We start from the raw sequence: 17691 nt of genomic DNA on the forward strand, positions 1-17691 counted from the left end.
CACCGCGCTCATAGTGGCGTGGGCACCCGATGAGATGGACGACCCGGACTAGTCTTCTCTAGCTGAAAATTCGAGCCAAACTCCCGACTCAGTGAGCTCGCTTATCGAAGGCCCCTTGCGTCTACCGCTGTAAGCCACACGATAACTGTGCGTCTGACCGCCTCCGCCGTCGAAAGTCAATACCCACGGCACGCCGATCAGGTTGCTGGATGCGTTGAACGCCCGGTAACCGCCGACCAGCCTGGCCACGGTCCATCTGCCGGTAAGCCCCTTGCTGTCCCACCAGGCGACAAGATCCGCGAGCACTCTTAGGGGTATCGCCGAAGGCAGGTAATACTCTCCATGGTCGACACGAATCGTGTCCGTCTCAGAATTAGGCGCAGGATCGACATCAGGCACGGACGCCCCCTGCTCGACGTAATCGACCGGCTCCGGCACGGCTTCGACGCCACTCGAGGCATCCACAGCCGGACCCATCGCCTGGAGGATGTCCCTGGAGTCCACAGAACTTGTGGCGGCTTGCCTGGCCAGAGACTCAAGGCGCTTGAGGATCCTTGCCTGCCCCTCGGCTTCCAAGCCAGCCGCGTCTGTTTGCAATTTGTAGATCAGAAGGGAAACGCCGACAGCCGCAACTGTCACGCCGCCAGACGCCAAGGCTATGACATCCCATTGGCTGCGCTCCTCGCCCCAAGTCGCCAGCCCGTATACGACGGAGGCTACGAGAGCGGCCGCTGCGATCAGGAAGACCGTGAGGACCATCCACCGACGAACCCAGGAGCGTCGAGACTCCTGCACGTCGTCCTCAATCACGGCCAGCGCCGTTCGGCCTCCCCTACCAGGAGATTTCGTTACTCTGCCTTCTTCTAGCAGTCGATTGCGGACGTCCCAATACTCTTCCTCCGGGACGTCCAGCAGACGCTTGAGGTCAGCATTTGGTCGAGGTGTCCCATCCTGGGGCAGGAGAGCTAGGAGCCTTGCTTCGACTGTCTTGATCTGTGCCATGTGCATCCATCTCGCTAAGTGAGTACTACAGAACCACGTACGCGTAGCCGCCGACGATCAACGGCTGGGACCTGTCGAGACAAGCCCTACTTCGACACCGGGCCGGTGACGCAGACACTGCGACAGCATCTACTTATAAGTGATGCGTAGGACACGTGCGAATGGATCGCTTCGCGCACCCGACCCCGCAGCGCCGGAACCCACACTGGCCGACGCTACGAGAGGACATGCATGGTGTCTACACCCCCAACAGGGGAAAAACTCCCCGAGGTCGCCTGCCGACATTCGACACGATGCGTTGCGGACGCGCCGGACCCTCCACGTCGGAAACTCCTAAGAAGAGCGCGACATCTCGTACAGCTTGTGTGCTTCCCCGGGACGAGGAGCTCATTTGGTGCACACTCCCGAAATGCCTTCGCGCAGGAATATGCCAACGCCCCTGAACCGGACCGGGTTTGAGACGAGACAACTCAGATCATGACGAAGTTGCCCATTGAGTTACTTTCGAGCGTGCGGCGAATGGCCGCGCCTGTCGGAAGGCCGGCCTGGGCGCAAACATGGACTTCGTTACGTCATTAAGCTGGCTCGCATGGCGACAGTGATCCTCGTGCGGCACGGACGGACGACAGCGAACGCGACCGGGATCCTGGCGGGGCGCACCCCCGGCGTCGACCTCGACGACACCGGACGCGACCAGGCCGACCGCGCTGGCGACCGGCTGGCAGCTGTCCCGCTGGCGGCCGTCGTGTCCAGCCCGCTGCAGCGCTGCTGGGAGACCGCGCAGCGGATCCTCGAGCGGCAGTCGGGGAAGCCGGCCCAGCCCGTCGACCCCGACCTCACCGAGTGCGACTACGGCGACTGGCAGGGCCGCCCCCTCAGCGAGCTCGCCACCGAGGAGCTCTGGAAGACCGTCCAGTCGCACCCGTCCGCCGTCGTCTTCCCCGGCGGCGAGTCCATGGCCGGGATGCAGGCGCGCGCGGTCGCCGCGATCCGCCGCCACGACGCCGCCATCGAGGCGGAGCACGGACCGGGCGCCGTGTGGGTCGCGGTCAGCCACGGCGACATCATCAAGTCGATCCTCGCCGACGCGTACGGCATGCACCTCGACCTGTTCCAGCGCATCGACGTGGGCCCGGCGTCGATCTCCATCGTGCGCTACGGCGCCGGCCGGCCGACCGTGCACGCGACGAACACCGACGCGGGCGACCTCTCCTGGCTGGCCGCGGCCGTCGGATCCGGTGACGCTCCCGTGGGCGGCGGCGCCGGGCACGCGACGCCGTGATCCACCGCGCATAGAGTGGACGTATGCCCACACGAGCCCTCGAATTCGACTGGCCGGACCGGGCCGTGGTCGGCACCATCGGCCTCCCGGGCGCGCGGACCTTCTACTTCCAGGTGCGCTCCGGCCCGCAGCTGGTGACCATCGCCCTCGAGAAGCAGCAGTCCGCGCTGCTCGCCGAGAAGATCGACGAGATCCTCGACCAGCTCGTCACCGTCGAGGGCAACCCGTTCAGCATCCCCGAGAGCACGCCCCCGGAGCTGGTGGACAACGACCCGCTCGAGGATGTCGACGAGCGCTGGCGCACCGGTGCGATGGGCCTCGGCTGGGATCCGTCGATGGCCCAGGTGGTCATCGAGGCGTACCCCCTCGCGGAGGACGACGACAGCGACGACTTCGACCTGCCGAGCGTCGACGACGACGTGGACGCGGACGACACCGAGATGCTCGTCGTGCGGATGCCCGTGGGTGCGGCCCGCGCGTTCGCGAAGCGCACCCATGAGATCGTGGGCGCCGGCCGCCCGATCTGCGCGGTGTGCGGCTACCCCATCGACCCCGACGGGCACATCCACACCTTCCCCGACGAATGATGCCGGAGACGGACCCGCTGGCCGGCGAGCTGATCGTCACCGGCCGCATCCGCACCGCGTCGAACGCGACGTTCCTCGGGACGATCGGCGACGTGGCCGTCGTCTACAAGCCGATCCGCGGCGAGAACCCGCTGTGGGACTTCCCCGACGCGGTGCTCGCGCACCGCGAGGTCGCCGCGTACCTCGTCTCCGAGGCGCTCGGCTGGGGCGTCGTGCCGCGCACGTGGCTCCGCGACGGCCCCTCGGGCGAGGGCATGGTCCAGCTCTGGCAGGACGAGGATCCCGACCAGGACGCCGTCGACCTGGTCCCCGCGGCCGAGATCCCGGAGACCGGCTACCGGACGGTCCTCGGCGGCGAGGACGAGGAGGGCAACACGGTCGCCCTCATCCACGAGGACACCCCGGCGCTGCGCCGCATGGCCGTCTTCGACGTGATCGTCAACAACGCCGACCGCAAGGGCTTCCACGTGCTCGCCATGCCCGACGGCCACCGCTTCGGCGTCGACCACGGCCTCACCTTCCACGAGGAGCACAAGCTGCGCACGGTGCTGTGGGGGTGGGTCGGGGATCCGCTCACCGCCGAGGAGCTCGAGGGCGTGGATCGGGTGCTCGCGGGGCTGGATGGGGAGTTGGGGCGGGAGCTGGCGGAGCTGGTCACGGCGGAGGAGGTCGCGGCGCTGGCGGAGCGGTGCGCGCGGTTGCGCGGCGAGGCCCGGTTCCCGGCTCCTGCTGGACAGTCGTCGGCAGTCCCCTGGCCGCTGTTCTGAGGACTCGGCGTCAGGCGACGCGCAGGGGCACGATCTCGGCGATCCTGTCGTGCAGGGCCCGCCGCTCGAGCCGTAGCTCGTAGTTGCTCTGCAGGTTCATCCAGAGCTCGTCCGAGGTGCCGAAGTACCGCGCAAGCCGGATGGCCGTGTCGGCCGTGATGCCGCGCTTGCCGTGCACGATCTCGTTGATGCGCCGCGGCGGCACGCCGATCGATACCGCGAGCTTGTTCTGCGTGATCCCGAAGGCCTCGATGAAGTCCTCCATCAGGATCTCGCCCGGGTGGACCGGGTCGATCCGACCCCCCTCAGTGGTAGTCGACGAGTTCGACATCCTCTGCACCTCCCTCTCGCCAGATGAAGCAGAGCCGCCACTGGTCGTTCACCCGGATGCTGTGCTGACCGCGGCGATCCCCGACCAGCCGCTCGAGCCGGTTGCCCGGCGGGATGCGCAGATCCTCGACATCCACCGCGGCATTGATCAGCTCGAGCTTCCGGAGGACCGCCCTCTGGACGTTCCGGTCCACGCCCTTGACGTACTGCTGATCCCAGATGCGCTCGGTCCGCTTGCTGCCGAACGACCTGATCACATGAGGACCGTATAACGCTCGGCGTCAATGATGCCACACGTTATACACAGGCAGGTCAGTTGTTGAAGCGGAACTCCACCACGTCGCCGTCCTGCATGACGTACTCCTTGCCCTCGATGCGGGCCTTGCCCTTGGAGCGCGCCTCGGCGATGGAGCCCGTCTCGACCAGGTCGTCGTAGGAGATGACCTCGGCCTTGATGAAGCCCTTCTCGAAGTCGGTGTGGATCACGCCGGCCGCCTGCGGGGCCTTCCAACCCTTGCCGATGGTCCAGGCGCGCGTCTCCTTGGGGCCCGCCGTCAGGTAGGTCTGCAGGCCGAGGGTCTCGAAGCCGATGCGGGCGAGCTGGTCGAGGCCCGACTCCTCCTGGCCGGTGCTGGCGAGCATCTCGGCGGCGTCCTCGGGGTCGAGCTCGATGAGCTCCGACTCGATCTTCGCGTCGAGGAACACGGCCTGCGCGGGCGCCACCAGGGCGGCCAGCTCGTCGAGGCGACCCTTGTCGCCGAGCACCTGCTCGTCGACGTTGAAGACGTAGATGAAGGGCTTGGCCGTCAGCAGGCCGAGCTCGCGGACGGGCTCCAGGTCGATCTTCGACGCCGACAGCGGCTTGCCCGAGTCGAGCCACTCGCGCGCCGCCTTCGCCGTCTCGAGCACGATCGGCTCGATGCGCTTCGTCTTCAGCTCCTTCTCGTAGCGCGGCTCAGCGCGCTCGAGGGTCTGCAGGTCGGCGAGGAACAGCTCGGTGTTGATGGTCTCCATGTCGCTCGCGGCGTCGACGCGGCCGTCGACGTGCACGACGTCCTCGTCCTCGAAGCCGCGGACGACCTGCGCGATCGCGTCGGCCTCGCGGATGTTCGCGAGGAACTGGTTGCCGAGGCCCTCGCCCTCGCTCGCGCCGCGGACGATGCCCGCGATGTCGACGAAGGAGACGGGCGCCGGGAGGATCTTCTCGGAGCCGAAGAGGCCGGCGAGCACCTCCAGGCGCGGGTCCGGGAGGTTCACCACGCCCACGTTCGGCTCGATCGTCGCGAACGGGTAGTTCGCGGCGAGCACCTGGTTCTTGGTCAGGGCGTTGAAGAGCGTCGACTTGCCGACGTTGGGGAGACCGACGATCGCGATAGTGAGAGCCACGGGAGTCCATCGTACGGGGCCGGTCGGCTCCTCCCCCGCCCGCGCCGGGCTGGGCTGTCCCGGGATCCGGCGTCGGTCGTGCGTGGAACACTCGGACCCATGCCGTTGGACTTCACCGCGATCGACTTCGAGACCGCCAACAACTCGTCGGCGAGCGCGTGCTCGGTGGGTCTCGTGAAGGTCCGCGACGGCGTCGTGGTCGAGACCGCGTCCTGGCTAATCCGACCGCCGGCGGGGCACGACACCTTCTCGGTCTGGAACACGCGGATCCACGGCATCGTCGAGGACGACGTCGCCGGCGCCGACGGCTGGGCCGACCAGCTGCCGCGCCTCATGGCCTTCGCGGGCGACGACCACCTCGTCGCCCACAACGCGCGCTTCGACATGGGCGTGATCCAGGGCGCGTGCAAGGCCACCGCGCTCATCCCGCCGCCGTACTCCTACCTCTGCAGCCTCCAGGTCGCGCGCCGCACGTACGCGCTCGACTCCTACCGACTGCCGGTCGCCGCGCGGGCCGCGGGCTTCGAGGACTTCTCGCACCACGAGGCGCTGGCGGACGCGCGGGCGTGCGCCGCCATCGTCGTGCACGCCGCCAGCCGCCACGGGGCCGCATCCGTCACCGGGCTGGCGGAGGCCGCGGGCGTGGGCCTCGGCCGCATCGGCGCGCCGCGCACGCAGACCGTCACGCGCGCCTCGGCCGCCGCGACGCCGCCCATCGACTGGGCCTGATCCGCCTGCTCGACCACCCGCCGCCCGGCGTCCCTGCCGTGTCGGGGGCCGCTGGCACACTGCACGCATGGATCCCGTCATCGCCCTGCTCGTCGGCCTCGTCATCGGCCTGGCCGTGGGCGCGGTGGTGGGGCTCGCCGTGTCCCGCGCCCGCTCCGGGGTGGATGCACCGGGCAGCGCAGGCGAGGCCGCGCGCCTCGCCGCCGCGGAGGCCACGGTCACCGCTTTGCGCGAGCAGCTGGATCGCACGGAGCGGCTCGCCGAGGAGCAGGTCGCCCAGACCACCGCGCAGTACGCCGAGCGCGCCCAGACGCAGGACGCGCTGCACCGCGAGCGGCTCGACGCGCAGGAGTCGCACCTCCGCGAGCAGATCGGCCAGCAGGAGGACCGCATCGCGGAGCTGCAGACCCGGCTGCGCGAGATCCAGCGCGCCGAGGTCGCGCGCACCGAGGAGGACGGCCGTGTGCTCACCGCGCTCAGCCCGGTCGCCGAGAGCCTCAAGCAGGTGCAGGCGAAGGTGCACGAGCTCGAGGAGCAGCGGCGCCAGCAGCACGGCGAGCTGAGCGAGCAGCTCCGGAGCGCCACCGAGGCGGAGGAGCGGCTGCGCGCCACGGCCGAGACGCTCGCGTCCGCGCTCCGCTCCAACAGCACGCGCGGCGTGTGGGGCGAGACGCAGCTGCGGAGCGTCGTCGAGGCGGCGGGACTGATCCACCGGGTCGACTTCGACGTGCAGACCTCGGTCTCCACCGCGCAGGGCGTCGGCCGGCCGGACATGGTCGTGCACCTGCCCGGCGGCAAGCACATCGCGGTGGATGCGAAGGCGCCCTTCACCGCCTACCTCGAGGCGAGCGCCATCCCGGCCTCCGCGACCGGACCCGAGGGCGCGCGCCGCGACGCGCTCATGAAGCAGCACGTGCAGGCCGTGCGCGACCACATCACGGCGCTCGGCAGCCGCGCGTACTGGGAGGGGCTCGACGCGAGCCCCGAGCTGGTCATCGCGTTCATCCCGAGCGAGTCGCTCGTCTCGTCGGCGCTCGAGGCGGATCCGAGCATCATGGAGTTCGCGTTCTCCCGCCGCGTCGCCCTCTCCTCCCCCGTCACGCTGTGGTCGGTGCTCAAGACCGTCGCGTTCAGCTGGCAGCAGGAGGTGCTCACTGAAGACGCGAAGCAGCTCTTCGACCTCAGCCGCGAGCTGCACGCGCGCCTCGCCACGAGCGGCGAGCACATCGCCAAGCTCGGCCGCTCGCTCACGGGCGCGGTGGGCGACTACAACCGCGTCGTCGGATCCCTGGAGCGCCAGGTCCTCCCCACCGCCCGACGCCTCACCCGGCTCGACGAGTCCAAGGTCATCGGCACGCTGGAGCCGCTGGAGGCCACCACCCGCGAGCTCACCGCGGACGAGTTCACCCGCCCGCCCGCCCCGGTCGCTGGCACCCCCGCTGGGTAGAGTGGCGAGCACGCGGGGCCCGGCCGCACGACTCCATCCGCCGGCCGATCGGGATCCCGCGACAGCCGCACGGCGTCGCCGTGGATCCGCCGAAGGAGATGCACCATGCCCGTAGCAACCCCCGAGCAGTACGCCGAGATGCTGGATCGCGCCAAGGCCGGCGGATTCGCCTACCCGGCCGTCAACGTCTCGTCGTCGCAGACCATCAACGCGGTCCTCCAGGGCCTCACCGACGCCGGATCCGACGGCATCATCCAGGTCACCACCGGCGGCGCCGACTACTTCTCCGGCCACACCGTCAAGAACCGCGCGGCCGGCGCGCTCGCGTTCGCGCGATTCGCCACCGAGGTCGCCAAGAACTACCCGATCACGGTCGCGCTGCACACCGACCACTGCCCGAAGGACGCCCTCGACGGCTTCGTCATCCCGATGATCGAGGCCAGCGAGGAGGAGGTCCGCGCGGGTCGCAACCCCATCTTCCAGTCGCACATGTGGGACGGCTCGGCCATCCCGCTGAACGAGAACCTCGACATCGCGACGGACCTGCTCCCCCGCATGAAGGCCATCAACGCGATCCTCGAGGTCGAGATCGGCGTCGTCGGCGGCGAGGAGGACGGTGTCAGCCACGACACCGGCTCGCACCTCTACACGACCCTCGAGGACGCGATCTCCACGGTCGAGGCCCTCGGCCTCGGCGACAAGGGCCGCTACATGGCCGCGCTCACCTTCGGCAACGTGCACGGCGTGTACAAGCCCGGCGGCGTGCAGCTGCGCCCGGCGCTGCTCAAGGAGATCCAGGACGGCATCCAGTCGAAGTACGGCACGGGCGAGAAGCCGTTCGACCTCGTCTTCCACGGCGGATCCGGCTCCTCCGACGACGAGATCGCCGAGGCCGTGCGCAACGGCGTCGTGAAGATGAACATCGACACCGACACGCAGTACGCGTTCAGCCGTTCCATCGCCGACTCGGTGCTCCGGAACTACGACGGCTTCCTCAAGGTCGACGGCGAGGTCGGGGACAAGAAGACGTACGACCCCCGCGCCTGGGGCAAGACGGCGGAGTCGGCCATGGCCGCCCGCGTCGTCGAGGCCACGCGCCAGCTCGGCTCGCACGGCAGGTCGCAGAGCTAGCGGGACGCAGCTCGACGCGCGGCAGCGCGGACGACGGCGGGGCCGGTCCACCAGGACCGGCCCCGCCGTCGCGCGCTCAGGAGGATGCGGGTGCGTCAGGGCCCGCGGCTCGACATGATCTGCTGGAACGCCGGATCCTGGATGATCAGCGTCAGCACGAGCACGCTCGTGATCACGGTGGCCACCACCGCCCCGACGATCGGCACCCAGAAGGCCAGGCGCTTGCGCTTCACGAGCTCGAGCGAGATCCACGCGGCGAGAACGAAGACGACGATGTTCACGACGTTGACCGCGATGCCGATGACGGAGGTCTGCGGCGTCACCTCGTAGGTGCCACCGCCGAACAGCGCGTACGACTGGTTGATGGCCTGCGACGGATCCGCGTTCGCGCCGATGCTGCCGGCCACGTTCACGAGGCCCGCGGCGAGCAGGCCGACCGTGATGGCCGCGTCGAAGCGCCGGGGCGCGCGGCGCGGCTCCTGCCCGGCGAGGTAGGCGGGGCGCTCCGGGCGGGTGCCCGGGGTGGAGGCGGCGGGATCCGGCGTGGACGCGGTGCCCGGCGAACGGCGCGCGCCCCGGCGCTCGGCCGCGGCGGCCTTCTCCGCGACGCGGCGGGCATCCGCCGCGGCCTTCTCGGCGTCGCGGCGCTCCGCCTGCTGGCGCTCGCGCGCGGCCTTGCGCTCCTCGGCCATCTGCTCGGCGAGGGTCTGCGGGGCGGCCGACCTGCCGGCCTTCCTGCCGCGGCCGGCGGATGCGGGGGCATCTCGCTCGGCCTGCGCCCGGCGGTACTCGGCAGCCTCCGCGACGATGCGCGCATCCGCCTCGGACAGCCCGGAGTCCTCCGACGACGACGAAGAGGACGAGGACGACGACGCCGCGTACTCGCCGTAGCGCGGCGCGGGCCGACCGGGACGGCGCGTGCCGTCGTCGTCGCTCACGCGCGGGTGCGCCCGCCGATGGCGCGGGAGTCCGTGTTGCCGGACTGGTCCTTGCGCAGCTCCTTGGGCAGCGAGAAGACGAGGTCCTCCTCGGCCGTGACGACCGCGGTGACGTCGCCGTAGCCGGCGTCGGCCAGGTCGTCGAGCAGCTCCTGAACGAGGACCTCGGGCACGGACGCGCCGCTCGTGACGCCGACCGTCTGCACGCCGTCGAGCCACTCCTGCTTGACCTCGGACGCGTAGTCGACCCGGTAGGACGCCTTGGCGCCGTACTCGAGCGCGACCTCGACGAGACGGACGGAGTTGGAGCTGTTCGCGGATCCGATGACGATCACGAGGTCGGCGTCGACCGCGACCTTCTTGATGGCGACCTGGCGGTTCTGCGTGGCGTAGCAGATGTCGTCGCTCGGCGGGTCCTGCAGGTTCGGGAACCGGGTGCGGAGTCGGCGGACCGTCTCCATCGTCTCGTCGACCGAGAGCGTGGTCTGCGACAGCCAGACGAGGTTGTCGGGGTCCTTGACCTCGATCACGTCGGCGTGCTCCGGGGAGTTGACGACGATGGTCTGCTCGGGCGCCTCGCCCGCGGTGCCCTCGACCTCCTCGTGGCCCTCGTGGCCGATGAGGAGGATCTGCATGTCGGCCTTGGCGAAGCGCACGGCCTCGCGGTGCACCTTGGTGACGAGCGGGCAGGTCGCGTCGATGGCCTGGAGGCCGCGGTCGGCCGCGCCCTGGACGACGGCCGGCGAGACGCCGTGCGCGCTGAAGACGACGTGGGCGCCCTCGGGCACCTCATCGACCTCCTCCACGAAGATCGCGCCCATGCGCTCGAGCGTCGAGACGACGTGCACGTTGTGGACGATCTGCTTCCGCACGTAGACGGGGGCGCCGTAGCGCTCGAGCGCCTTCTCGACGGCGACGACGGCGCGGTCGACGCCCGCGCAGTAGCCCCGGGGAGCGGCGAGCAGGACCTTCTTCGGTCCGTCCACCGGGTTATCCTTGAGCCTGTTGCGGACGCCGGGCATCCGCGGCATCGACAGGCTGACGACGGGTGCTCCCACGAGTCGCTGGTCAGTGGTCGCTGTAGTCACAGTCCCGAGTCTAAGCGCCCGTGCTGGGCGACGAGTGGGGGAGCCATGAGCGAGACGCGCAGCGTGTCCATGCCCGCGGCGGACGCCCCGACGGTCGACGCGCCGTGGCCCGTCTCGGTGCTGTCCGGGAAGATCAAGGGCTGGATCGACCGGCTCGGCACCGCGTGGGTCGAGGGCGAGATCACCCAGTGGGGCGGATCCGGCGGCAACGTCTACGGCAAGCTCAAGGACCTCGACGTCGACGCCACCATCAGCTTCACCGTCTGGTCGTCGGTGCGCGCGAAGATCCCCGCCGACCTCGGCCAGGGCGCCCGCGTGGTCGCGCTCGTGAAGCCGAACTACTGGGTCAAGGGCGGCACGCTCACGATGCAGGTGCTCGAGATGCGCCACGTCGGCCTCGGCGACCTCCTCGAGCGGCTCGAGCGCCTGCGCCAGACGCTCCGCGCCGAGGGCCTGTTCGACGCCGACCGCAAGCGCCGCCTGCCGTTCCTCCCCGGCTGCATCGGCCTCATCACCGGCAAGGACTCGGACGCCGAGAAGGACGTGCTCCGGAATGCGCAGCTGCGCTGGCCGAGCGTCCGGTTCCGCGTCGTCCACACCGCGGTGCAGGGCGACCGGGCCGCGGGCGAGGTCACGCGCGCCATCGGGGTGCTCGACGAGGATCCCGAGGTCGACGTCATCGTCATCGCGCGCGGCGGCGGCGACTTCCAGAACCTGCTCGTCTTCAGCGACGAGAAGCTCGTGCGCACGGCGGCCGCGTGCCGCACGCCGCTCGTGAGCGCGATCGGGCACGAGGCCGACCGGCCGCTGCTCGACGACGTGGCCGACCTCCGCGCGTCCACCCCCACCGACGCCGCGAAGCGCGTCGTGCCGGACGTGTCAGAGGAGCTGTCACGGGTGCAGCAGGCCCGCGCGCGCATCGGCATGCGCCTCACCTCGCAGGTGCGCGGCGAGATCGACCGCATCGAGCAGCTGCGGTCGCGGCCGGTGCTCGCGAGCACCGCGTGGATCGTCGACTCGCGCGCCGAGGAGCTCGGCCGATACATCGCGCGATCCGCGGAGCTCGCCGGCCGCGTCGTCGAGCGCGGGATGCAGCAGACGAGCGAGCTGTCCCGCCAGCTGCGCACGCTGTCGCCGCAGCACGTGCTCGACCGCGGCTACGCCATCGTGCAGACGGCCGACGGATCCGCCCTCCGCGCCCCCGAGGACGCGCCCGACGGCACCGGACTCGTGCTCCGTCTCGCGGCCGGCGCGCTCGGCGCCACCTCCACCGGCCCCACCGACGACATCCCGTCGTCGGCGGCGCGGCTGCCCGCCTCCCCCGCCCCGGACGCCCGGCCGGCGTCCGGGGCCGAAAGCTAGGATCACCCCCATGCCCACCAGCCCCGCCGACACCGGCGCACGCCTGCCCGACGTCTCCGAGCTCAGCTACGAGGAGGCGCGCGACGCCCTGGTGCGCGTCGTCAACGACCTCGAGCAGGGCGCGTCCACGCTCGAGGAGTCGATCGCCCTGTGGGAGCGCGGCGAGGCCCTCGCGGCCCGCTGCGAGGAGTGGCTGCTCGGCGCCAAGGCGCGGCTCGACGCCGCCCGCACCACCGCGTCCGACGCCGGCTGACCGTGGCGAAGGACCGCACCCCGAACGTCGTCGCCGAGCTCGGCCGACCGGAGACGCCCGAGGAGACCGCCGCCCGCAAGGCCGCCGACTCCCGCCGCCACCGCGCCAAGCAGACGTTCCGCAACCTGCTGTACTCGCTCATCGTCACGGTCGCGACCGTCGCCGTGATCGTCGCGCTCGTGCCCCGCTCGAACACCACGATCCTGCCCGACGTCGACTACGGAGCCGCCGCCGCCGAGGCGCAGGGCGGGTTCCCGCAGACGCTCGTGGTGCCCGACCTGCCGACCGCCTGGAAGAGCAACGACGCCGAGATCCGCCCGGCCGGCCGCGACGGCGTGGCCGTCTGGTACATCGGCCTCATCACGCCGAGCAACCGCTACATCGGGATGTCGCAGGGCATCGACGCGAACCCCACCTGGCTCGACGAGACGCTGCAGTCGGCCCCCGAGGTGAGCTCCGAGGAGATCGGCGGCCTCGAGTGGACCCTGTACGACAACTCGCAGGCGGACGACCCGGGCAACGTCGTCCTGGCCGCGAGCGCCGTCGACGGCGACAGCACCTACGCGATCTACGGCACGGCCGACGCGAACGAGCTCCGCACCGCCATCGATGCGGTCGCCGCCGCACGCACCGCCCCGGCGGGTGCGACGCCGTCGCCCGCCGACGGCACCACCAGCACCACCGCACCGGAAGAGGGGATCGAGGGATGACCGATCAGGTCGGCACCACGCAGGACGACGCCGTGCAGGCGCCCGCCGCAGTCTGGGCGGAGATGGTGGAGGGAAACGCGCGCTTCGTCGCCGGCACCCCCGAGCACCCGCGCCAGGACGTGGAGCGCCGCGCCGCGCTCGCCCACGTGCAGCGCCCGGTCGCCGCTCTCTTCGGCTGCAGCGACTCGCGCCTGGCGGCCGAGATCATCTTCGACAAGGGCCTCGGCGACCTCTTCGTGATCCGCAACGCCGGCCAGATCATCTCGGACTCCGTGCTCGGCAGCCTCGAGTACGCGGTCGCCGTGCTGGGCGTGCCGCTCATCGTGGTGCTCGGGCACGACGAGTGCGGTGCCGTGCGCGCCGCCATCGAGAGCGCGGCGCCCGGAGCAGAAGCGCTGCCGCCGCACATCGCGAACCTCATCGCGCCCATCGCGCCCGCCGTCCGCCGGGTCGCGGGCGACCATGTCGTCCCCAGCGAGGTCGACGCGGGCGAGGTCGGCCGCCAGCACCTGCGCGGCACCGTGACCGGCATGCTGGAGGCGTCCGAGATGATCTCCGACCGGGTGGCGGCCGGTAGCCTGGCCATCGTCGGCGCCAACTACAAGCTCCTCGAGGGCACCGCGGTGCCCGACGTCATCGTGGGCGACATCCCTCGCTAGAGGGCCCGTCCGCGCTGACCCCCTAGACCCCCGCGGCCCACGGGCCCGGGTGCATGACCCGTTCCCGAAGGAGAGAAGCAGCGTGGCCGACATCGCCCCAGGATCCCCGAGCAGCGCGGACGAGTTCCGCATCGAGCACGACACGATGGGCGAGGTGCGGGTCCCCCGGGATGCGCTGTACGCCGCCCAGACGCAGCGCGCCGTCGAGAACTTCCCCATCTCCGGTCGCGGGCTCGAGCCGGCGCAGATCCAGGCGCTCGCCCGCATCAAGCGCGCCGCCGCGATCGTGAACGGCGAGATGGGCATCATCGACGCCGACGTCTCGGCCGCCATCGTCGCCGCCGCCGACGAGGTGGCGGGCGGATCCCACCACGAGCACTTCCCCATCGACGTGTACCAGACGGGCTCCGGCACGAGCTCGAACATGAACATGAACGAGGTCCTCGCGGCCCTCGCGACGGCGTCGCTCGGGAAGCCCGTGCACCCGAACGACCACGTCAACGCGTCGCAGTCCTCCAACGACGTCTTCCCGACCTCGGTGCACGTCGCCGTCACGGGCGCGCTCCTCGCCGAGCTGATCCCCGCGCTCGAGCACCTCGCCGAGGCCCTCGAGACGAAGGCCGGCGCGTGGAAGGGGCTCGTCAAAGCGGGCCGCACGCACCTCATGGACGCGACCCCGGTCACGTTCGGCCAGGAGTTCGCGGGCTACGCGCGCCAGATCCGCCTCGGCATCGAGCGCGTGCGCACGGCCCTCCCCCGCGTCGCGGAGGTCCCGCTCGGCGGCACCGCGACCGGCACCGGCATCAACACCCCGCTCGGCTTCCCGCAGAAGGTCATCACGGTGCTCGCGGACGACACCGGCCTCCCCGTCACCGAGGCGCTCGACCACTTCGAGGCGCAGGGCGCGCGCGACGGCCTCGTCGACGCGTCGGGTGCTCTCCGCACGCTCGCGGTGAGCCTCACCAAGATCTGCAACGACATCCGCTGGATGGGCTCGGGCCCGAACACGGGCCTCGGCGAGCTGCACATCCCGGACCTCCAGCCCGGGTCCTCGATCATGCCCGGCAAGGTCAACCCGGTCATCCCCGAGGCCGTGCTCATGGTGTGCGCGCGCGTCATCGGCAACGACGCCACCGTCGCGTGGGCGGGTGCCTCTGGCCTGTTCGAGCTCAACGTCGCGATCCCCGTCATGGGCTCGTCGCTGCTCGAGTCGATCCGCATCCTCGCCTCCTCCACGCGCCTGCTCGCCGACAAGACCGTCGACGGCCTGCGCGTCAACGAGGAGCACGCGCGGGCGCTCGCGGAGTCGTCGCCGTCGATCGTCACGCCGCTGAACCGCATCATCGGCTACGAGGCCGCGGCGAAGATCGCCAAGCACTCGGTCGCGCAGAAGATGACGGTGCGCGAGGCCGTGGTGGACCTCGGCTACGTCGAGCGCGGCGAGATCACCGAGGAGCAGCTCGATGCGGGCCTCGACGTGCTCCGGATGACGGCGCCCGGCCTCTAGCCGCCGCTCCGCACCGACGCCGACGGGCGCCGATCCCCTCGGGGACCGGCGCCCGTCGTCATGCGCGGAGCGGGCGGATCACACGGGGTCGCCGTCGAGCAGCCCCGTCACGAGCGCCGCGATCGCGCTGCGCTCCGAGCGGGTGAGCGTGATGTGCCCGAACAGCTCGTGCCCCTTGAGGGTCTCGATCACGCTCGCGACGCCGTCGTGCCGGCCGACCCGAAGGTTGTCGCGCTGCGCCACGTCGTGCGTGAGCACCACGCGCGAGTTCTGGCCGATGCGGCTGAGCACCGTGAGCAGCACGTTCCGCTCGAGCGACTGCGCCTCGTCGACGATCACGAACGCGTCGTGCAGCGACCGCCCGCGGATGTGGGTGAGCGGCAGCACCTCGAGGATCCCGCGCTCCACCACCTCGTCCATGACGTTCTGCGAGACGACGGAGCCGAGGGTGTCGAACACGGCCTGCGCCCACGGGTTCATCTTCTCGGCGGCGTCGCCCGGGAGGTAGCCGAGCTCCTGGCCGCCCACCGCGTACAGCGGCCGGAACACCATGATCTTGCGGTGTTGCTGCTTCTCGAGCACCGCCTCGAGCGCGGCGCAGAGGGCGAGCGCCGACTTCCCGGTGCCGGCGCTGCCGCCCAGGGACACGATCCCCACCTCGCGGTCGAGGAGCAGGTCGATCGCGAGGCGCTGCTCGGCCGAGCGGCCCTTGAGGCCGAACACCTCGCGGTCGCCGCGCACCAGGTTGACGGTGCCGCGGCGGACGACGCGTCCGAGGGCGGATCCGCGGTCGGAGTGCAGCACGACGCCCGTGTTCACGGGCAGGTCCTGCACGACGCGCGTCTGGAGCGACTCGCCGTCGTAGAGGTCGGCCATCTGCTCGCTGGAGAGGGTGACGTCGGCCATGCCGGTCCAGCCGCTGTCCACGGCGAGCTCGGCGCGGTACTCCTCCGCCTGCAGCCCGATGGAGGCGGCCTTCACGCGCAGCGGCATGTCCTTCGAGACGACCGTGACCGCGAGGCCCTCGGTCGACAGGTTGAGCGCGACCGCGAGGATCCGGGAGTCGTTGTCGCCGAGCTGCAGGCCGTTCGGGAGAGCGGACATGCTCGAGTGGTTGAGCTCCACCCGCAGCGTGCCGCCGGACTCGCCCACCTCGATGGGGAAGTCGAGCCGCTCGTGCTCCTCGCGGAGCTGGTCGAGGAGGCGGAGGGCCTGGCGCGCGAAGTAGCCGATCTCCGGGTCGTTCCGCTTCGCCTCGAGCTCGGTGATCACGATGACCGGGATCACCACCGCGTGCTCGGCGAAGCGGAACAGTGCCCGGGGGTCGGACAGGAGGACGGAGGTGTCGAGCACGTACGTGCGCTCGGCCTGCGGCGTCCCCTCCTGCCTGCTCGCGCGTCGTGCGGTGCTGCTCTGGCTGTCCATCGGGGCCACGGGCCACTCCATCCCCGAGCGGTCGCGCTCGGATCCTGACGGCGATCGGGCCACGGTGGCGAGAAGAGATCCTGCGGCCCTCTCGATCGGGCGCCATGCCCGATGAGTGCGAACCTACGTCGCCCACCGTCGACATGGCCAGAGCGACGCGGGTCCGGATGTGTCGTGGACATTAACTCTTGCTCCGCGCGCCCCGGACGGCGCCGGGGAGCGGGTCAGGAGCCGAAGCGGCGCTGGCGCGAGGAGTAGTCGCGCAAGGCGCGGAGGAAGTCGACCTCGCGGAGGTCCGGACCCAGCGCCTCCATGAAGTAGAGCTCGCTGTGCGCCGACTGCCACAGCATGAAGTCGCTGATGCGCTGCTCGCCCGAGGTGCGGATCACGAGGTCCGGATCCGGCTGCCCGCTCGTGTAGAGGTGCTCGCCGATGAGGTCGGGGGTGAGGAGCGCCGCGAGGTCCTCCAGCGTGCCGCCCGCGAGGTGGTGCTGCTGCACGATGCTGCGCATGGCGTCGGCGATCTCGGTGCGCCCGCCGTAGCCGACGGCCAGGTTGATGTGGAGCCCGGCGTTGCCCTTCGAGCGCTCCTCGGAGGCGTCGAGCCGGGCGATGAGCTCGGGCGGCAGGCCCTCGTCGGATCCGACGTGCTTGACGCGCCAGTCGCGGTGCCGGGAGAGGTCCTCCGCGAGCTCGCCGATGATGTCGATGAGCGCGGTGAGCTCGGCGCTGCCGCGGCCCGTGAGGTTGTCGGTCGAGAGCAGGTACAGCGTGGTGACCTTGATGTCGAGGTCGTCGCACCACTCGAGGAACTCGAGGAACTTGGCCGCCCCCGCGCGGTGGCCGTGCGCCGCGGACTCGAGCCCGAGCTGGCGGGCCCAGCGGCGGTTGCCGTCGAGGATCATCGCGATGTGGTGCGGCAGCGCGTCCCGGTCGAGGCCGCGGCGGATGCGCTTCTGGTACGCCCGGTAGAGCAGACCGCGCCACGGTCGGATCGGCTTCTCTCGCACGGGGGCAACGCTATCCCACGCGCCCGGGAGCCGGATCGCCCTCCCGGCCGACGTCGTGCACCGCTGACCTACACTCGC

The 17691-nt window shown here is 70.8% G+C and carries 19 protein-coding genes; 11 read left to right on the forward strand and 8 right to left on the reverse strand.

Annotated features, from left to right (window positions below; translation table 11 throughout):
- Positions 1–48 precede the first annotated feature (48 nt).
- Positions 49–1002 carry a hypothetical protein gene (locus FGD68_RS13500; RefSeq protein ID WP_147361611.1) on the reverse strand — a complete coding sequence of 318 codons (954 nt, stop codon included), beginning with the start codon at positions 1000–1002 and terminating at the stop codon, positions 49–51.
- 589 nt (positions 1003–1591) lie between these two features.
- Between FGD68_RS13500 and FGD68_RS13505 the strand changes: the two genes are divergently transcribed.
- Genes FGD68_RS13505 through FGD68_RS13515 form a run of 3 tightly spaced genes read left to right on the forward strand, consistent with a single transcriptional unit; the run spans position 1592 to position 3638 of the window.
- Entirely contained in the window at positions 1592–2284 is a 693-nt protein-coding gene (locus FGD68_RS13505) for a histidine phosphatase family protein (RefSeq protein WP_119372567.1), read from the forward strand.
- Between the two features lie 23 nt (positions 2285–2307).
- Positions 2308–2871, forward strand: coding sequence for a DUF3090 domain-containing protein (locus FGD68_RS13510; RefSeq protein ID WP_119372566.1), 564 nt, complete (start codon positions 2308–2310; stop codon positions 2869–2871).
- Positions 2871–3638: an SCO1664 family protein gene (locus tag FGD68_RS13515; RefSeq protein ID WP_119372565.1), complete on the forward strand. Its 768-nt coding sequence runs from the start codon at positions 2871–2873 to the stop codon at positions 3636–3638. The genes FGD68_RS13510 and FGD68_RS13515 overlap by 1 nt, the downstream gene beginning before the upstream one ends.
- 10 nt (positions 3639–3648) lie before the next feature.
- Here the strand turns inward: FGD68_RS13515 and FGD68_RS13520 are convergent, their stop codons facing one another.
- The 3 genes from FGD68_RS13520 to ychF are packed head-to-tail and all read right to left on the reverse strand — an operon-like array spanning position 3649 to position 5354.
- On the reverse strand, positions 3649–3969 hold the full coding sequence (locus tag FGD68_RS13520; protein ID WP_119372564.1) for a HigA family addiction module antitoxin: 321 nt from the start codon (positions 3967–3969) through the stop codon (positions 3649–3651).
- Positions 3944–4225, reverse strand: coding sequence for a type II toxin-antitoxin system RelE/ParE family toxin (locus tag FGD68_RS13525; RefSeq protein WP_119372563.1), 282 nt, complete (start codon positions 4223–4225; stop codon positions 3944–3946). Before FGD68_RS13525 ends, FGD68_RS13520 begins: the two co-directional genes overlap by 26 nt.
- Positions 4226–4280: 55 nt before the next feature.
- Positions 4281–5354 carry a redox-regulated ATPase YchF gene (ychF, locus tag FGD68_RS13530; RefSeq protein ID WP_119372562.1) on the reverse strand — a complete coding sequence of 358 codons (1074 nt, stop codon included), beginning with the start codon at positions 5352–5354 and terminating at the stop codon, positions 4281–4283.
- 99 nt (positions 5355–5453) lie between these two features.
- On the opposite strand from ychF, the gene FGD68_RS13535 reads away from it, so the two are divergent.
- The 3 genes from FGD68_RS13535 (at position 5454) to fbaA (ending at position 8661) form a co-directional block, all read left to right on the forward strand.
- Positions 5454–6083, forward strand: a complete 630-nt coding sequence (locus FGD68_RS13535) for a 3'-5' exonuclease (RefSeq protein ID WP_119372561.1) — start codon at positions 5454–5456, stop codon at positions 6081–6083.
- Positions 6084–6150: 67 nt separating this feature from the next.
- Positions 6151–7530, forward strand: coding sequence for a DNA recombination protein RmuC (locus FGD68_RS13540; RefSeq protein ID WP_119372560.1), 1380 nt, complete (start codon positions 6151–6153; stop codon positions 7528–7530).
- A 105-nt stretch (positions 7531–7635) separates the two neighbouring features.
- A complete protein-coding gene (gene fbaA, locus FGD68_RS13545) occupies positions 7636–8661 on the forward strand; it encodes a class II fructose-bisphosphate aldolase (protein WP_104234922.1) in 1026 nt (341 codons plus the stop codon).
- A gap of 95 nt (positions 8662–8756) precedes the next feature.
- Here fbaA and FGD68_RS13550 read toward each other — a convergent pair whose 3' ends face one another.
- Positions 8757–9599, reverse strand: a complete 843-nt coding sequence (locus tag FGD68_RS13550) for a DUF6264 family protein (RefSeq protein WP_237609562.1) — start codon at positions 9597–9599, stop codon at positions 8757–8759.
- Complete coding sequence (locus FGD68_RS13555; protein WP_119372638.1) at positions 9596–10630, reverse strand: 4-hydroxy-3-methylbut-2-enyl diphosphate reductase; 1035 nt, start codon at positions 10628–10630, stop codon at positions 9596–9598. The genes FGD68_RS13550 and FGD68_RS13555 overlap by 4 nt, the downstream gene beginning before the upstream one ends.
- Before the next feature lie 102 nt (positions 10631–10732).
- On the opposite strand from FGD68_RS13555, the gene xseA reads away from it, so the two are divergent.
- From xseA to FGD68_RS13580, 5 genes are all read left to right on the forward strand, one after another.
- Positions 10733–12049 (forward strand): exodeoxyribonuclease VII large subunit, encoded by a 1317-nt coding sequence (gene xseA, locus FGD68_RS13560; protein WP_043588604.1) that lies wholly within the window; start codon positions 10733–10735, stop codon positions 12047–12049.
- Positions 12050–12059: 10 nt separating this feature from the next.
- On the forward strand, positions 12060–12302 hold the full coding sequence (locus tag FGD68_RS13565; RefSeq protein WP_012038920.1) for an exodeoxyribonuclease VII small subunit: 243 nt from the start codon (positions 12060–12062) through the stop codon (positions 12300–12302).
- Between the two features lie 2 nt (positions 12303–12304).
- The gene (locus FGD68_RS13570) at positions 12305–13012 is read left to right on the forward strand and encodes a DUF4245 domain-containing protein (RefSeq protein WP_119372637.1); all 708 of its coding nucleotides are present in this window, start codon (positions 12305–12307) and stop codon (positions 13010–13012) included.
- The gene (locus FGD68_RS13575; RefSeq protein WP_104234927.1) at positions 13009–13671 is read left to right on the forward strand and encodes a carbonic anhydrase; all 663 of its coding nucleotides are present in this window, start codon (positions 13009–13011) and stop codon (positions 13669–13671) included. Before FGD68_RS13570 ends, FGD68_RS13575 begins: the two co-directional genes overlap by 4 nt.
- 82 nt (positions 13672–13753) lie before the next feature.
- Complete coding sequence (locus FGD68_RS13580; protein WP_119372636.1) at positions 13754–15178, forward strand: class II fumarate hydratase; 1425 nt, start codon at positions 13754–13756, stop codon at positions 15176–15178.
- 78 nt (positions 15179–15256) lie between these two features.
- Here FGD68_RS13580 and FGD68_RS13585 read toward each other — a convergent pair whose 3' ends face one another.
- A complete protein-coding gene (locus FGD68_RS13585) occupies positions 15257–16603 on the reverse strand; it encodes a PhoH family protein (protein ID WP_119372639.1) in 1347 nt (448 codons plus the stop codon).
- Between the two features lie 224 nt (positions 16604–16827).
- Entirely contained in the window at positions 16828–17613 is a 786-nt protein-coding gene (locus FGD68_RS13590) for an isoprenyl transferase (RefSeq protein WP_119372635.1), read from the reverse strand.
- Between the last annotated feature and the right edge of the window lie 78 nt (positions 17614–17691).

The organism is Clavibacter californiensis (assembly GCF_021952865.1).
Taxonomy (GTDB): Bacteria; Actinomycetota; Actinomycetes; order Actinomycetales; family Microbacteriaceae; genus Clavibacter; species Clavibacter californiensis.

Bases quoted from the DNA above. Each gene is read 5' to 3' on its own strand.
- FGD68_RS13575 (WP_104234927.1), top strand. From the start codon at position 13,009: ATGACCGATCAGGTCGGCACCACGCAGGACGACGCCGTGCAGGCGCCC.
- FGD68_RS13585 (WP_119372639.1), bottom strand. From the start codon at position 16,603: ATGGACAGCCAGAGCAGCACCGCACGACGCGCGAGCAGGCAGGAGGGG.
- xseA (WP_043588604.1), top strand. From the start codon at position 10,733: ATGAGCGAGACGCGCAGCGTGTCCATGCCCGCGGCGGACGCCCCGACG.
- FGD68_RS13565 (WP_012038920.1), top strand. From the start codon at position 12,060: ATGCCCACCAGCCCCGCCGACACCGGCGCACGCCTGCCCGACGTCTCC.
- FGD68_RS13520 (WP_119372564.1), bottom strand. From the start codon at position 3,969: ATGTCGAACTCGTCGACTACCACTGAGGGGGGTCGGATCGACCCGGTC.
- fbaA (WP_104234922.1), top strand. From the start codon at position 7,636: ATGCCCGTAGCAACCCCCGAGCAGTACGCCGAGATGCTGGATCGCGCC.
- FGD68_RS13540 (WP_119372560.1), top strand. From the start codon at position 6,151: ATGGATCCCGTCATCGCCCTGCTCGTCGGCCTCGTCATCGGCCTGGCC.
- FGD68_RS13515 (WP_119372565.1), top strand. From the start codon at position 2,871: ATGCCGGAGACGGACCCGCTGGCCGGCGAGCTGATCGTCACCGGCCGC.
- FGD68_RS13500 (WP_147361611.1), bottom strand. From the start codon at position 1,002: ATGGCACAGATCAAGACAGTCGAAGCAAGGCTCCTAGCTCTCCTGCCC.
- FGD68_RS13505 (WP_119372567.1), top strand. From the start codon at position 1,592: ATGGCGACAGTGATCCTCGTGCGGCACGGACGGACGACAGCGAACGCG.
- FGD68_RS13535 (WP_119372561.1), top strand. From the start codon at position 5,454: ATGCCGTTGGACTTCACCGCGATCGACTTCGAGACCGCCAACAACTCG.
- FGD68_RS13555 (WP_119372638.1), bottom strand. From the start codon at position 10,630: ATGCCGCGGATGCCCGGCGTCCGCAACAGGCTCAAGGATAACCCGGTG.
- FGD68_RS13510 (WP_119372566.1), top strand. From the start codon at position 2,308: ATGCCCACACGAGCCCTCGAATTCGACTGGCCGGACCGGGCCGTGGTC.